Genomic DNA, 13,682 nt, shown 5'->3' on the forward strand with positions numbered 1-13,682 from the left:
TGGAGTCGAATCATGCTGGGTTCACTCTTCTTTATCATGCTATTCATACCCATCACAGGAGAAGATAGGCCGTCAAAACAACAATGCCCAGGGCCATTCCCAGCGCATAGTGTTGAGTCTGGCCGCTCTGGATGAGCCTCAATATCCATCCTCCCCACGTAATTATCCGAGCGATTCCGTTGACGGCACCATCGATCACGTTGACATCGACCCGTTTCCAAAGCGTGGACGCTGCCCTGAACGTCGGCTGGACGAACAGGTAGTCATACAGCTCATCGACGTACCATTTGTTGAGAGAGGCTTCATAGAGGCTTCTCCACCGCCTAGCGACGCGGTCAGGTAGATCAGGGTTCACCACGTAGACATAATACGCGGCGGCAATGCCGACCAGGCCTAAGCCTGTCGCGGTCAACATGATGGTGAAGCCATCGGAACCATGCTGAGCAGCGGTCTCGTGTCCGGTGGAAAAGGCCGGCTCCAAAAATGATGGGATGCCAAGATACCCCGTCAGTATGCTGAGGCCGGCTAGAATAAGCAGTGGTCTCGTCATCGTCTGCGAAGGTTCATGAATGTGGGCCGCATGGTGTGGGTCGACACGCGAAGAACCCCAAAACACGACGAACACAAGTCTGAAGCTATAGAAGGCGGTCAACAGCGCCGTCAGCAGACCCAAGACGGTCAAGACCTGACCAAGTTCTCCTGACGACCAGGCCGAGACGAGAATCTCATCCTTGCTAAAAAAACCCGCTGTGAGTGGAAACCCAGCGAGAGCCAATGAACCCACCACAAACGTCCAATAGGTGGTCGGCAGTTTGTCTTTGAGACCACCCATCTGTCGCATATCCTGCTCATGGTGGAGCGCAATGATGACCGAGCCACAGCCGAGAAATAGCAGGGCCTTGAAGGCACCATGGGTCAGGAGGTGGTACATGCCTGAGGCATAGGCCCCAAGGCCACAGGCCATGATCATGTAGCCGAGTTGACTCACGGTTGAGTAGGCCACCACGCGTTTGATGTCGGTCTGAGTCACGGCGATTGTCGCGCCAAGGACCATCGTGGCGGCGCCGGTCACCGCCACGACGCTCATGGCCGTGGGGGACACGTTATAAATGGGGGCGAGTCGGGCGACCATGAAGACCCCAGCCGTGACCATGGTGGCGGCATGAATGAGTGCTGAGATGGGCGTAGGGCCTTCCATTGCATCAGGCAACCAAACGTGAAGAGGGACCTGCGCCGATTTACCCACCGCGCCGGTGAACAACAAGAGCGCGATCAGAGTGTAGACAGAAACGTCCCACATGCCTCCGAACGGGCCGAGGAGATTCATGGTCAGATCGGTTGCTTCATGGATAGCCGGAAAGATATCGAGGTAGTTCAGCGATCCGAAGTGATACCAGACTAAGAGCAGGCCTAAGATGAAGCCAAAATCTCCGACTCGATTCACGAGGAAGGCTTTGGTAGCCGCCGCACAGGCGGATGCACGTTCATACCAATGTCCGATCAGTAGATAGGAACACAGTCCGACGGCTTCCCAAAATATGAAGAGCTGGAGCAAGTTGTCGGCAAGCACGAGCATGAGCATGGAAAACGTAAAGAGGGCGATATAGCTGAAGAACCGAGCATAGCCTGGATCGCCGTGCATATAGCCGATCGTATAAATGTGGACGAGTGAACTGACTCCTGTCACCAGCAGGAGCATGACGGCGGTCAGTCGATCGATATGGAGACCGATGTGAATATCGAGATCCCCCGAGACGAGCCACGTGTAGAGTGGGACGGAAATCACCGAACCGGAGGCGACTTCGATAAAGGCTGCAAGCGACAACGCGAAGGATAACAATACTGCTGGAACCGCGGTGACGTGCGCACGGTCTCTGATCTGCGAACCACGTAGGCCGAGAACGAGAAACGCGGCCAGCGGGAGGAGTGGAATGAGTGCGTAGAGCATGGTGGAGATATTACTCGATGGTCATCAGCTCGGAATAGGCCTCAACGAAGTACCAGGGGGAGTCGGCGTGTGAAGGCTGACGCGTCGTCACGGAGGTCCTTTACCATTTGAGCAAATTGAATTCCTCGACGTTGATCGTCGATTTTGATCGATGCAAGGCGATGATGATCGCCAAACCGATCGCGACTTCTGCCGCTGCCACCGTCAAGGCAAAGAAGACGAACACTTGCCCTCCAATGACCTGTAGATGGTCGGAGAATGCCACGAAATTAATGTTGGTCGCATTCAGCATCAACTCGATGGACAGAAGAATGGCGATGATGTTGCGACGAATCAATACGCCAACAACACCCGTGAGGAATACGATCGCACTCAAGATGACGTAGTAAAACACAGGGACGCTCATTGGACACCTGGGGCTTGGGGTAAATCCTTGTCCTCGTTTTTGCCGATGTGGGGTTTGGCAATGAGAATGGCGCCGATCATGGCGGCGAGGAGAATCAGGGAAGCCACTTCAAACGGGAATAAATAGGTTGAGTAGAGCGCTTGGCCAATCGTTAGGGTATTGTCGGAGGTCTGAGCGTCGACAGCCATCGCGGCAGGGTCACGGCGGGCTGCGCCCATGCCGTCCGACAGCAACACCAGAAATTCGATCGACAAGGGAACGCTAACAAAGACGGCGATTCGCGATTGGCTGTGGTACCGGTCGTCGCGGTTGACGTTGAGCAACATGACTACGAACAGATACAACACGACGATTGCTCCGGCATAGACGATGATTTGCACGGCGGCAAGGAATTCGGCATGCAGCGTGATATACAGTCCGGCGACATGGAAAAACATGACCAGGAGAGACAACGTACTATAGACAGGGTTTCTGAGTACCACCACGAGAATGGAGGTGATGGTAATCATTCCCGCGAAATATCCAAAAAACACGTACGCCACGGTACGATTCCTCAGTTAACGGTCGACAGTCCAGGACTTCTGCCACTGGGCGGCGGTCATGGGACCTTCCCAATGCGTTCCATTCGGATCAGTTCGGCTTAGGCGGAACGTGTGTGAATGGTACGTTGAAGAACGCGACGTTCGGATGCTGCAGTTCTAGGCGCTTCTCACGGATCGGAAACGAACGGTCGCCGATCGCGAGGAGCTGTTGTTTATTCAGATGGAGTTGTCGCTTGTCAAAGACCGCCCATTCAAACTCTCTCGTCATTCCCAACGCATCGACGGGACAGGCGTCGACGCACATCCCGCAGAACAAGCATCGGGTCATGTCCATATAATATTCTTTCGAGTAGCGTTTTGTCGGTTCTCCTGGCACCTCGGCGCTCACGACACGAATCACACGGGATGGACAGGCTGCTTCACAGAGGTCACAGCCCACGCACTTCTCGGTTCCATCGTCATACCGGAGCAAAGCGAGCATGCCACGATAGTTGTCCGGCAGTGTGCGTTTCTCGTGAGGATATTGCAATGTGATCGGTCGGTAGTTGAGCACGTGGGACAGAGTCGCTTTCATGCCGACCAGGATTTCATAAAACGTAATGGTCTTGAGCCACTCGGACAGGCTCAGGCGTTTGGAGCGTACGGTTGATAACATGGCGGTCCCGTCGATTCTGCTTTCTACTGCGTGAAGAATACGGCAATGGATGTGACGACGATGTTCGCCAATGCAATGGGTAACAGCACTTTCCAGCCGAACTTCATGAGCTGATCGTATCGCAGTCTCGGCAGTGTCGCACGCAGCCAGAAAAAGAGGAACAAGAATGAGTAGGTCTTGACCGCAAACCACATGGTGTTCTCGATCCACGCCAACGACGGCAGGCCCAAGAGCTCAAGAATAGTTCCGGGGTACGGGGCATTCCAGCCACCCAGAAAGAGTGCGGCAGCCACACAAGACACCAGGACCATGTTGGCGTACTCGGCGAGGAAGAAGAACGCGAAGCGGAGCCCGCTGTATTCGGTGAAGAATCCGGCGACCAGTTCACTCTCGGCCTCAGGCAAATCGAACGGCACGCGGTTGGTCTCGGCCACCGCAGAAATCACATACACGACAAAGGCAAAAATCTGCGGTGCCGGAAGGGCGAATAGATACCAGTGCCAAAACCAACCCTGTTGGGCATCGGTGATCTTCACTAAACTAAGCGAGCCGGCGAGGATGACTATCCCGATGATGGAAAGCCCGACGTTGAGCTCATAGCTGATGATTTGTGCTGCCGAGCGCAACCCCCCGAGCAAGGAGTATTTGCTGTTCGAGGCCCATCCTCCGATGATGATGCCGTAGGCGCCGAGCGAGGCGAAGGCCAAGATATACAGAATGCCGATATTGATATCGCTGATCACGAAGGGCTTGACGGTGATGCCACCGATCTCAAACGTCCAGTTCGGCCCCCAGGGAATCACGGCAAACCCGATAAACGCAGGAATCAGGCAGATGATCGGCGCCATGGTAAAGAGGAGCTTGTTGGCGCCGGCGGGGATGATATCCTCCTTGAAAAACAGTTTGATCGCATCCGCAAAGGGTTGGAGGATTCCGTATGGTCCCACTTCCATGGGGCCCATGCGGTCCTGCATCCACCCCAGCACTTTTCGTTCAGCCAGGGTGAGAAGGAGTACCGTCACGATGACGATTCCCATGATGGCGCCGATTTGGGTCAGAGAGATGGCAAGACGCAACCCTAATTCACTCACGATAAGACTCCTGGATTAGCATAGGCATCAGTAACAGTCGTGGCTCGTCACGCGACCCTCATCATCGACACTGTAGCTGTTTTGAATGAGGGGACATGCGTGATCGGATCAACTGCGCAGTCAAACAGCCCGAGGGCCGGTTGGCCGAAGTGATCCGGAAACCATGCGGTACCTTGAGGTACTCGCGCCATAATTTTAACCTCGGTCGTTATTTCTCCGGAGGGACTGCAGAGGCGGACGCGATCTCCATCCATCAAGGCAAAACGGGCGGCGTCGACAGGATTAATTCGGAGCTGCCCACGGTCTTCAATCTGACGGAGGCCTTTCGAACGGGTCGAGAGCTTTCCGGAGTGGAACAGACTCTGTCCAAATCCTACCTGCAGCGTGCCGTCCGGTCTGGATTTCTGTGGGGCTAGTCGGTATCGCATCCCGAGATTGGGATGGTAACCCTCACGGAGGTAACGATCCATCGCGCTGCGGTCGACTTTCAGGGGCGACGGTGTCGGTCCAAGCGATCCATAGCCTGAAATAGCGCCTCGGATCTCTTTCAAGATGTCTTTGCTCTCTGTGTACTCCATCGACATTCCGAGCAAGATGCAGAGCGCAGCGAAGATCTCCCAGTCGGGACGGCTTTCACCAATCGGCTCAATCGATGGACGAACGGCCTGCACATGCCCCTCGCTATTGGTAAACGTCCCTGTTTTTTCCATCGACGATGCAACCGGTAAGACGACATGGGCCAGGGACGCCGTCTCAGTTAAAAACAGCTCCTGGCACACGAGCAAATCTAATTTCCGCAACGAATCCTCTGCGCGTATCGGTGCGGGGAGACTTGCCACGGGATTCTCACCCACGATGAAGAGAGCTTTCAAGGATCCTTCCTGGGCACGCGTCAGCATTTCGACGAGCGAAGCGCCGCCGGCAGGTGGTAGCTCTGCCTTCCACAGTTTTGCGAATCGTTCACGGTTCGCGGCATCATCAAGGAAACAGCCTCCTGGAAGAAACTCGGTCAAGGCCCCCATTTCGACCGCGCCTTGGTCATTGTTTTCTTCTGCCAGTGGTGCAAATCCACACCCAGGTTGGTCCAACTTACCCGTCAAAATGAGGAGATCGAGAATCGATAACGCTCCAGCGTACCCCTGTTCACTGCGCAGGAGTACCGGTCCCGTCAGAACGATCACGTTGCGTCCCGCAGCCAACACCTTGGCGGCTTGTCTAAACGAGTCGGGCTCGATACCGGTGGCTCGCTGAAGGTCTTGCCAAGAGAACTCTCGCAGCAACGCCGTCACGGCATTGACGTAGGTAGGGTACTGCTGTGCGAGATCCGGTACGATCAGATTCTCCTCCACCACGGCCTTCAAGAGACCGAGGATACCATTCTGCATCTCGCTGGGTGGGATGGGAAAATGATGATGGGAAAGATTGGTGATGTTGCTGATTGTGTCGACGACAGGTATCAGCGATTCAATGGTGATCAGCGTTGCGTGGCGCTTCTTCACTGCTTCTTTAACTTTGAGCCCCGTGATGGGATTCGTCTCGGTGATGTTCGTGCCGACAAGGACCAGTACATCGGCGTCCAGAATATCCTCAAACGTGACGGTCCACCGATGGGTTCCCTGGACGAGTCGCATCGCGTGCAAGGCGTTGACGTGACCGTATCGGGCACTGCTGTCGAGATGATTGGTGCCGATGGCCACGCGCATAAATTTCTGAAAGAGGTACAACTCTTCGTTGGTGCAACGACCTGAAATCAATCCTCCGAAACTTTGTCCTCCATGCAGCGTCTTTAGTTCATGGATACGACCGGCAACGTATTCCAAGGCGTCCTCCCAGGTCGTTTTGACGAGGGCCCCGTTTCGCCGAATCAGCGGATGGGTGAGGCGGTCAGGGTGGCTGGCCGCATGAAATCCAAAAAACCCGCGAGCGCACAGGTCTCCATTATTTCGACCGGCCCCGTGCGCGGAGTTCACCTCGATGAGCTCCTGGCCTTTCGTCTGGACGGTCATCTGACATCCATCTCCGCAGTATCCGCAAATCGTGTCGGCTCGTTTCAACATCCAGGGCCGATATTCGTACATTGAAAGCCGGCTGGTAATTGCGCCGACCGGGCAGATTTGCACGCAGCCTCCGCAGAACTCGCAATTCAGCGGATGCGGACCGAAGTGCTTGATTTCGGTCATGGTTCCACGCCCGACCGGTGCCAACGCTTTTACATCCATGACCTCATCGCAGTAACGGACACAGCGGAGACACTGGACGCAGCGATTCATCTGTGTTTCGATGAGCGGACTGAAATACTCTTTGGAGAAGATGCGTTTGGTTTCAGTGAAGCGACTGGTTGCCGTGTATTGATGGGAGAAATCTTGGAGATCGCATTTTCCCCCTTGATCACAGACCGGACAATCGAGTGGGTGATTGGCGAGAATGAACTCGAGCACCGAACGATGGGCATCGTTCACCACGGTCGTGGCGGTGCGCACGCTCATCCCCTCGTCGACCGGCGTGCTGCAGGCGGTTTGAAGCTTAGGCATCTTTTCGATTTCAACCAGGCACATGCGGCAATTGGCATCCGGCTTGAGTTTCGGGTGATAGCAAAAATGCGGAATCATGACGCCGACCCGTCGAGCCGCTTCGATTACCAATGTTCCTTTCGGGACCTTGACCGTCATCCCATCGATCGTGAGACGGACGATCTGTGCAGTGGGGGTTATCATAGGGCACATTCTGCCGACACGCATACAGGGTGACAAGCTGATATCAGGGCGTCCATCCTTGTCAGCCCGCGTGCCTGTTCCTTGTCAGCGTCCTTCATCCTCGTCCCACCGGTTCCAGTTTGATCAGATTGGCGGCCTCTGCTTCCCTGATGAGGTCGACGTATTCCTGCCGCCAGTACTTCAGCGTACTTTGGATGGGGGCAACCTCTGCATCGCCGAAGGCGCAGACCGTACGGCCTGCGATGTTCTTGCATAGATCCAGTAAGGTTTCAAGGTCCTGCATCCGACCACGCTTGGCCAAGATCCTGCGTAGGGTTTGGACAAGCCAAGAACTACCTTCTCGGCAAGGACTGCATTTCCCACAGGATTCATGGTAGAAAAATTCCATCAGTCTGAGCGCCGCCCAGACCATGCTGGTCCCTTCTTCCATCACGGTTACGCCGCCGGATCCCAACATCGATCCTGCCGCTGCGACGTGTTCAAAATCGAGCTTCACGTCAAGATGGGCCGGCGTTAAAAAGGGTGCTGATGCTCCTCCGGGGATGAACGCCTTGATCGGTTTATCGGAGCGCATCCCGCCGGCATGTTCGTAGACCAACTCTCGTACCGTCACACCCATCGGAACTTCGTAGTTGCCGGGGCGTTTCACATGTCCGCTGACACAAAACACTCTGGTGCCCGTACTCTTGGGAGGTGACCCAATGGCGGCGAACCATTCTGGCCCACGACGGATGATATGCGGCAGGTTGGCCAGCGTCTCCACATTGTTGACCACGGTCGGCTTGTTATAGAGGCCATGCGTCGCTGGAAACGGAGGTTTGATCCGCGGCAGCCCGCGTTTGCCTTCGAGAGATTCCAACAGGGCTGTTTCCTCACCGCAAATATACGCACCGGCCCCACGATGGACCCAGACGTCCACATGAACACCCGTGCCGAGAATGTTTCTCCCGATGTACCCGGCGGCTCGTGCTTCGGCTATGGCATGGTCCAAGATCTGGGAGCCGAGGACCATTTCACCACGGATGTAGATGTAGGCAGTCTCCGCGCCGATCGCGTAGCAGGCCAACACGATCCCTTCCAGAACTTGGTGGGGGTCGCGCTCCATCAACTGTCGATCCTTGAACGTGCCGGGCTCGCTCTCGTCCGCGTTGCAGCAGAGATAGCGGGGACCGTGATAATCCTTCGGCAGGAACCCCCATTTGACACCGGTCGGAAAGCCCGCGCCGCCACGACCGCGTAAGCCTGAGTTTTTGACCATGGCCGTGACATCGGCCGGAGCGATCTTGCCGAGCGTCGTGCGCAAGGCCTGATAGCCTCCGGTCTTTTCGTAGTCAGGCAAGGAGCCGGTGTAGCCTGGCTGCATCATGTTTTTCAGAAGAATGAGTTCGTGTTTCGGCATCTTACACTCGTAAAACGTCGCTCATGAAACGTGAAGCGTCAGATAACCCGACGTGCTTTCGTGCGAACGACGAAATACAGATCACGCTTCACACGCCCGCTCCGCGGGCGTCGCTCCCGGCCACATGAAAGGCCCGCTCTTAAGGGAACTGGTTCCCGTTGAACGGAGATCGGATAAAATTTGATCCAACTTGTCTTCCGTCAGTTGCTCGTAGTAGTCATCGTTGATCTGCATCATCGGACCGGTCCCGCATGCGGCCAAACATTCCACGGCGCTGAGGCTAAACAGTCCGTCTGCGGTTGTTTCTCCCGGGGCGATTCCCAACTTGGTTGCAATCCATCCGATCACCGTGTCTGAGCCCACGAGGGCGCACATGAGGGATTTGCAGACCTGCAGGTGGAACTTGCCGACGGGCTTGAGATGAAACATCGTGTAGAAGGTAATCGTCTCGTAGACTTGCGGCGGCGTCAGTCTGAGGAGGGCCGCAATCTCTTGCATCGCGGCTTCAGTCACGTAGCCGTGATCGCGTTGGGCGACATAGAGAAGCGGGATTAAGGCCGACCGCTTGACCGGATAGCGGGATAAGATGTCGGTGATTTCATCTTTATATTTTTCGGAAAACGTCATGCGTGCTTCGTCCTGGTGCTGACACGCGTGCAAGGATCAAGCTGACAGGCTCCCGATGTCAGCCTGCCGGTGTTCTGCCCTGTCAGCCGTTCAGAGATCATCGATCGCACTCTCCCATCACGACGTCGTACGTGCCGAAAATCGTGATGATGTCGGAGATCAAGTACCCACGGGCCATGTAATCGAACGCTCCCATGTGGATGAAGGACGGAGATCGAATCTTCAGCCGATAGGGACGAGGACTCCCGTCGCTGATGATGAAGAACCCCAGTTCACCTTTGGGTGCTTCGGTTGCGCAATAGGTTTCCCCCTTCGGAGGCTTGAAGCCTTGGGTGAAGATGATGAAGTGATGAATCAAGCTCTCCATATCCCGCATCACCCGTTGTTTGGGCGGCGGAATGTATTGCGGCGCTTCGGCGATGATCTGTCCGGGCGGCATCTGATCGAGACATTGCTTGATGATCCGTGCGCTCTGCCGCATTTCTTCGACGCGGATCCAATAGCGATCATAGGTATCGCCGTTCTTTCCGACCGGCACTTCCCAATCCACTTTATCGTAGACGCCGTAGGGTTCGAGCTTGCGAACGTCGTAGGCGACGCCGGATCCGCGCAACGTGGGACCGGTCATACCGAAGTTGATTGCGTCTTCGCCGGAGATCACGGCAATGTGTTTGGTCCGTCCCAGCCAGATTCGGTTGTTGGCCAGCAGGGACTCGTACTCGTCGACTTTTGCGGGAAACGTTTCCAGGAACGCGTTGAGTTGATCCACCAATTCTGGAGTGAAATCACTGTCCACACCCCCGATCCGGTAATAATTCAGGGTCAATCTCGCGCCACACAGCCGTTCGAACATGTCGAGCAAGATCTCTCGCTCCCGAAACGTCCAAAAGAAGACGGTCATCGCTCCGATGTCCAAGGCCTGGGCACCCAACCAGAAGAGGTGTCCGACGATACGCTGCATCTCCGCCACGATGGTGCGGATATACTCGGCCCGTTCTGGAATGGCGATGCCGAGCAGCTTTTCAACGGCTCGAACATAGGCATAGTTGTTCGACATCGCACAGACATAATCCAGCCGGTCCGTATGTGGAATGATCTGCATGTAGGCCAACCCTTCGGCCAATTTCTCCACACCTCGATGCAGATAGCCAAGGTCCGGGGTGGCTTTGATGATCCGTTCCCCATCAAGTTCAAGAACGACCCGCACCACTCCGTGGGTGCTTGGATGCTGTGGGCCCATATTCAATAAGAGTTCTTCCCGTCGGTGTGCGGAGGATGTGGGCGGTTCGGAAAGAAACGGCTTCTTGTCCTCTTCCGGAACTTCACCTGCAACCTGTTCGACCGGCGGTTCATCGAACCGGGGGATAAAGTCGAACTGACTGCGCCACCCACGACCTTCCGTCGGGAAGTCCTTGCGCAGGGGATAGCCTTCCGCATAGTCCTCCGGGAGCAGGATGCGACGCAGATCCGGGTGCCCGGTGAATCGGATCCCCATCATGTCGTAGACTTCTCGCTCCAAGAAGGTTGCGCCCTGCCACACACTCGTGACGGAATCGAGAGTGGGATCGTCTTCGGTTACCCGGGCTTTGAGGCGAATGCGCCTTCCGAACGGAAGCGACAAGAGGAGATAGATGACTTCAAACCGTTCTTGATCGGCCGGGTAGTCGGCGGAGCAGATATCGGTGATGTGATCAAAGCAGGCCTGTGGATCGTCATGCAGAAAACGCGCGATCGTCAAGATGTTTGACGCGGCCACCTGAACGGTGACTTCTGAGCGAACCGTATCGAGGTCGACGGAAAGCACCCCCTCCGGGAACCTATCCAGCATGGTATCAGTGAGAGATTGTATGTGTTCGTCAATCATCAGCGATCATCAAGCTCACAGATCGATGTGTTCGTCTTTCATCCCCCTCCACACCGCGGAGGGAGCTGGACCGTTACTTCACGAAGACCCTTTCGCGCTGAATCTTTTCCTGTAACTTAAGAAGCCCATCCAACAACGCCTCCGGCCTGGGCGGGCAACCGGGAACATAGACATCGACCGGCACAATCTGATCTACGCCTTGAACGACGGCGTAGCTGTTGTAATGATTGCCCGATGTCGCGCAGGATCCCATGCAGATCACATAGCGAGGTTCAGGCATTTGGTCGTAGATCCGGCGAATAACCGGGGCCATTTTTCGCGACACCGTTCCCGCGACAATCATGAGATCCGACTGTCGGGGCGAGGCGCGAAAGACGCCGGCGCCGAAGCGGTCCAGGTCGTAGCGGGAGGAGACGCTGGCGATCATTTCAATCGCGCAGCACGCCAACCCGAACGTCATCGGCCACAGCGCAGACTTTCTGGCCCAATTGACGACGGAATCTAGCGTCGTCGTCATGACATTTGCATCAAGCTGTCGTTCAAGAAGACTCATGACCCGTCTCTCGTCGTTCGTGAAGCGTCGTTCGTCAAAAGCGGAGTGCGCACCGTTTGCACGTCACGCTTCACACGAGACGAACAACAGCCCAGCGTCAGTCCCATTCGAGCGCTCCCTTTTTCCAGGCATACCAAAATCCCACCACCAAGATCGTAATGAAGACGATCATTTCGACGAGGCCCACAATCCCAAGATGCCTGAATGCAACCGCCCACGGGAACATGAACGCGGTCTCGATGTCGAAGATGACAAACAGCATCGCAATCACGTAGTACCGGATGGGGAACTGGACGCGCGCATCCTGAAAGATGGGGCTCCCGCTTTCATACGGCGCCAACTTTGCTCGATAAGGCTGGTCAGGACGCACAAAGCGTCCGAGATAGAGAGCCATCGCCCCGAGGGCCATGCCGACACCGATGAAGACCAGGATCGGTAGGTAGCTTTCCGGAGCCGTCAAATTGCCCATAACGAACCTTCTACAGTCTCATGGCGAGCGGATGGGGTTGTATGGACGCACCCATGCTCAACCCTTCAGGCAGCCGACTGCGCCGCGAGCGCTTCGCCAAAAAAAGGCTTATATTTCAACCCGTCTAGTTCAGGATTCACGATATCCTTATGCTGGATCAGGACTTTGAACGTGGTCCCCATGCCGTTCGGTCGAAGAAGGTGAACGGCGGCTTTGAACGCAGGACTGTCCTGCTCCAGCTGCGTGATCATGTGTTCGATGCCGAGCCCCATCAGAAAACTCAGCTGATTGGTAAAGCCGGTCGTCTGGAGGCCAGATTCTTTACCGGTGCGGGCCAGGCCCGTGAAATCCACATGGGCCGTCATGTCCTGCTCTCCGACACGGAGGAACGGCTCCTCACCGGTGGAGTGTTGCGAGTAACAGAGGAATGTCCCGCCTTTTCGATCGGCTCGATAGAGATCCTGGGCGGTGTGGCCGTAATCAATGGTCAGGACGAATCCTCGATCGAGCAACTGAGCTATCTGCTTCATCCAGCTCAATGCATTAAGATTGATTTCGGTCCTGTAGCCCACGGGCCAATCGATGCGCAGTCGGTGTACGTGATTGGTCAAGATGTCAGATGACAGCGGACGGAGGCATTCAACGAACTGCCCGTTGTGAGAGTCCACACAGAGCTCCTCTATTCCATCGGCCGTAACCTGAATCCGATGGACGGGAAAGGAGTCGATGAGTTCATTGCTCAGGAAGAGTCCGGTCACAGGTTGAGGGGCGACGGTTTCAAGGTCGTCCGTCCATGTGAGGAGGTTCGGCCGATCGAGCCATGGTGCGAGGTTCGTACGTTGTACCTCACGCATCGCCGGGCTCCGATCGATGAAGATGTAGTGAAGACGCTCAAATAGATCATGGAAATTTCGCCGGCAGGCGGATAAAAAGTGTCGTGCCAGCAACCCTTTGCCGGGACCCATCTCCACCACGGTAAATGGGGTGGGCTGCCCAAGCAGTCGATCCATTTGCTCAGCTTGTTTCGCTAAGGCCTGTCCAAGAATAGGATGAACATCCGAACTCGTATAGAAATCGCCATGCCAACCGATTCGTTCAGTCGGGTATTCCGGCGTACGCATGTAGTAGCCGAACTGCGGATGGTAGAGCGCCAATTCCATGAACCGAACGAACGGAATGGGGCCTGAGGCGCCGATTTCAGCAGCAATGGCGGCGACAAGTTCTGGATGGCCTGTGTTCACAGAAAGCCCCCAATTAACCGTCATCAATGGAAAAATCGACACCCATTAGATTATGGGTAGTGGTTACCCATTTGCCAGGGTCATGAAAGGGGCATAGGGTAGCGTCTGGAACTCCCTTAAGTCAAGGTGAAGTAAGGGGGAATCGTGCTTGAAGCGATAGGTGAAGGAGATCG

General features: G+C 55.5%; 12 protein-coding genes. All 12 read right to left on the bottom strand.

All coding sequences use genetic code 11. The features are described 5' to 3' along the window. Positions 1-52 precede the first annotated feature (52 nt). The 12 genes from nuoL to IPM58_11660 all read right to left on the bottom strand — a co-directional run bounded on the left by nuoL (position 53) and on the right by IPM58_11660 (position 13,533). Positions 53-1,948 carry an NADH-quinone oxidoreductase subunit L gene (gene nuoL / locus IPM58_11605; GenBank protein MBK9307704.1) on the bottom strand — a complete coding sequence of 632 codons (1,896 nt, stop codon included), beginning with the start codon at positions 1,946-1,948 and terminating at the stop codon, positions 53-55. Between the two features lie 100 nt (positions 1,949-2,048). After that, positions 2,049-2,354 (bottom strand): NADH-quinone oxidoreductase subunit NuoK, encoded by a 306-nt coding sequence (gene nuoK, locus IPM58_11610; protein MBK9307705.1) that lies wholly within the window; start codon positions 2,352-2,354, stop codon positions 2,049-2,051. Next, the gene (locus tag IPM58_11615; GenBank protein MBK9307706.1) at positions 2,351-2,863 is read right to left on the bottom strand and encodes an NADH-quinone oxidoreductase subunit J; all 513 of its coding nucleotides are present in this window, start codon (positions 2,861-2,863) and stop codon (positions 2,351-2,353) included. The genes nuoK and IPM58_11615 overlap by 4 nt, the downstream gene beginning before the upstream one ends. Positions 2,864-2,984: 121 nt before the next feature. Next, a complete protein-coding gene (gene nuoI, locus IPM58_11620; protein MBK9307707.1) occupies positions 2,985-3,551 on the bottom strand; it encodes an NADH-quinone oxidoreductase subunit NuoI in 567 nt (188 codons plus the stop codon). 23 nt (positions 3,552-3,574) lie between these two features. After that, the gene (gene nuoH, locus IPM58_11625; GenBank protein MBK9307708.1) at positions 3,575-4,642 is read right to left on the bottom strand and encodes an NADH-quinone oxidoreductase subunit NuoH; all 1,068 of its coding nucleotides are present in this window, start codon (positions 4,640-4,642) and stop codon (positions 3,575-3,577) included. Positions 4,643-4,689: 47 nt separating this feature from the next. Then, positions 4,690-7,356 (bottom strand): NADH-quinone oxidoreductase subunit NuoG, encoded by a 2,667-nt coding sequence (gene nuoG, locus IPM58_11630; GenBank protein MBK9307709.1) that lies wholly within the window; start codon positions 7,354-7,356, stop codon positions 4,690-4,692. A gap of 94 nt (positions 7,357-7,450) precedes the next feature. Continuing rightward, positions 7,451-8,755, bottom strand: a complete 1,305-nt coding sequence (nuoF, locus tag IPM58_11635; GenBank protein MBK9307710.1) for an NADH-quinone oxidoreductase subunit NuoF — start codon at positions 8,753-8,755, stop codon at positions 7,451-7,453. A gap of 81 nt (positions 8,756-8,836) precedes the next feature. After that, complete coding sequence (nuoE, locus tag IPM58_11640) at positions 8,837-9,382, bottom strand: NADH-quinone oxidoreductase subunit NuoE (GenBank protein ID MBK9307711.1); 546 nt, start codon at positions 9,380-9,382, stop codon at positions 8,837-8,839. Between the two features lie 97 nt (positions 9,383-9,479). Continuing rightward, complete coding sequence (nuoD, locus tag IPM58_11645) at positions 9,480-11,246, bottom strand: NADH dehydrogenase (quinone) subunit D (GenBank protein MBK9307712.1); 1,767 nt, start codon at positions 11,244-11,246, stop codon at positions 9,480-9,482. 73 nt (positions 11,247-11,319) lie between these two features. Beyond that, complete coding sequence (locus IPM58_11650; GenBank protein MBK9307713.1) at positions 11,320-11,799, bottom strand: NADH-quinone oxidoreductase subunit B; 480 nt, start codon at positions 11,797-11,799, stop codon at positions 11,320-11,322. A gap of 97 nt (positions 11,800-11,896) precedes the next feature. After that, the gene (gene ndhC, locus IPM58_11655) at positions 11,897-12,268 is read right to left on the bottom strand and encodes an NADH-quinone oxidoreductase subunit A (protein ID MBK9307714.1); all 372 of its coding nucleotides are present in this window, start codon (positions 12,266-12,268) and stop codon (positions 11,897-11,899) included. A 65-nt stretch (positions 12,269-12,333) separates the two neighbouring features. After that, the gene (locus IPM58_11660) at positions 12,334-13,533 is read right to left on the bottom strand and encodes an SAM-dependent methyltransferase (protein MBK9307715.1); all 1,200 of its coding nucleotides are present in this window, start codon (positions 13,531-13,533) and stop codon (positions 12,334-12,336) included. Positions 13,534-13,682: the final 149 nt, after the last annotated feature.

The organism is Nitrospira sp. (assembly GCA_016715825.1).
GTDB lineage: Bacteria > Nitrospirota > Nitrospiria > Nitrospirales > Nitrospiraceae > Nitrospira_D.

Excerpts from the sequence above, each read along its gene's own strand:
- nuoI (MBK9307707.1), bottom strand. The coding sequence starts at position 3,551 with ATGTTATCAACCGTACGCTCCAAACGCCTGAGCCTGTCCGAGTGGCTC.
- IPM58_11660 (MBK9307715.1), bottom strand. The coding sequence starts at position 13,533 with ATGACGGTTAATTGGGGGCTTTCTGTGAACACAGGCCATCCAGAACTT.
- IPM58_11650 (MBK9307713.1), bottom strand. The coding sequence starts at position 11,799 with ATGAGTCTTCTTGAACGACAGCTTGATGCAAATGTCATGACGACGACG.
- nuoL (MBK9307704.1), bottom strand. The coding sequence starts at position 1,948 with ATGCTCTACGCACTCATTCCACTCCTCCCGCTGGCCGCGTTTCTCGTT.
- ndhC (MBK9307714.1), bottom strand. The coding sequence starts at position 12,268 with ATGGGCAATTTGACGGCTCCGGAAAGCTACCTACCGATCCTGGTCTTC.
- nuoD (MBK9307712.1), bottom strand. The coding sequence starts at position 11,246 with ATGATTGACGAACACATACAATCTCTCACTGATACCATGCTGGATAGG.
- nuoF (MBK9307710.1), bottom strand. The coding sequence starts at position 8,755 with ATGCCGAAACACGAACTCATTCTTCTGAAAAACATGATGCAGCCAGGC.
- nuoK (MBK9307705.1), bottom strand. The coding sequence starts at position 2,354 with ATGAGCGTCCCTGTGTTTTACTACGTCATCTTGAGTGCGATCGTATTC.
- nuoG (MBK9307709.1), bottom strand. The coding sequence starts at position 7,356 with ATGATAACCCCCACTGCACAGATCGTCCGTCTCACGATCGATGGGATG.
- nuoE (MBK9307711.1), bottom strand. The coding sequence starts at position 9,382 with ATGACGTTTTCCGAAAAATATAAAGATGAAATCACCGACATCTTATCC.
- IPM58_11615 (MBK9307706.1), bottom strand. The coding sequence starts at position 2,863 with ATGATTACCATCACCTCCATTCTCGTGGTGGTACTCAGAAACCCTGTC.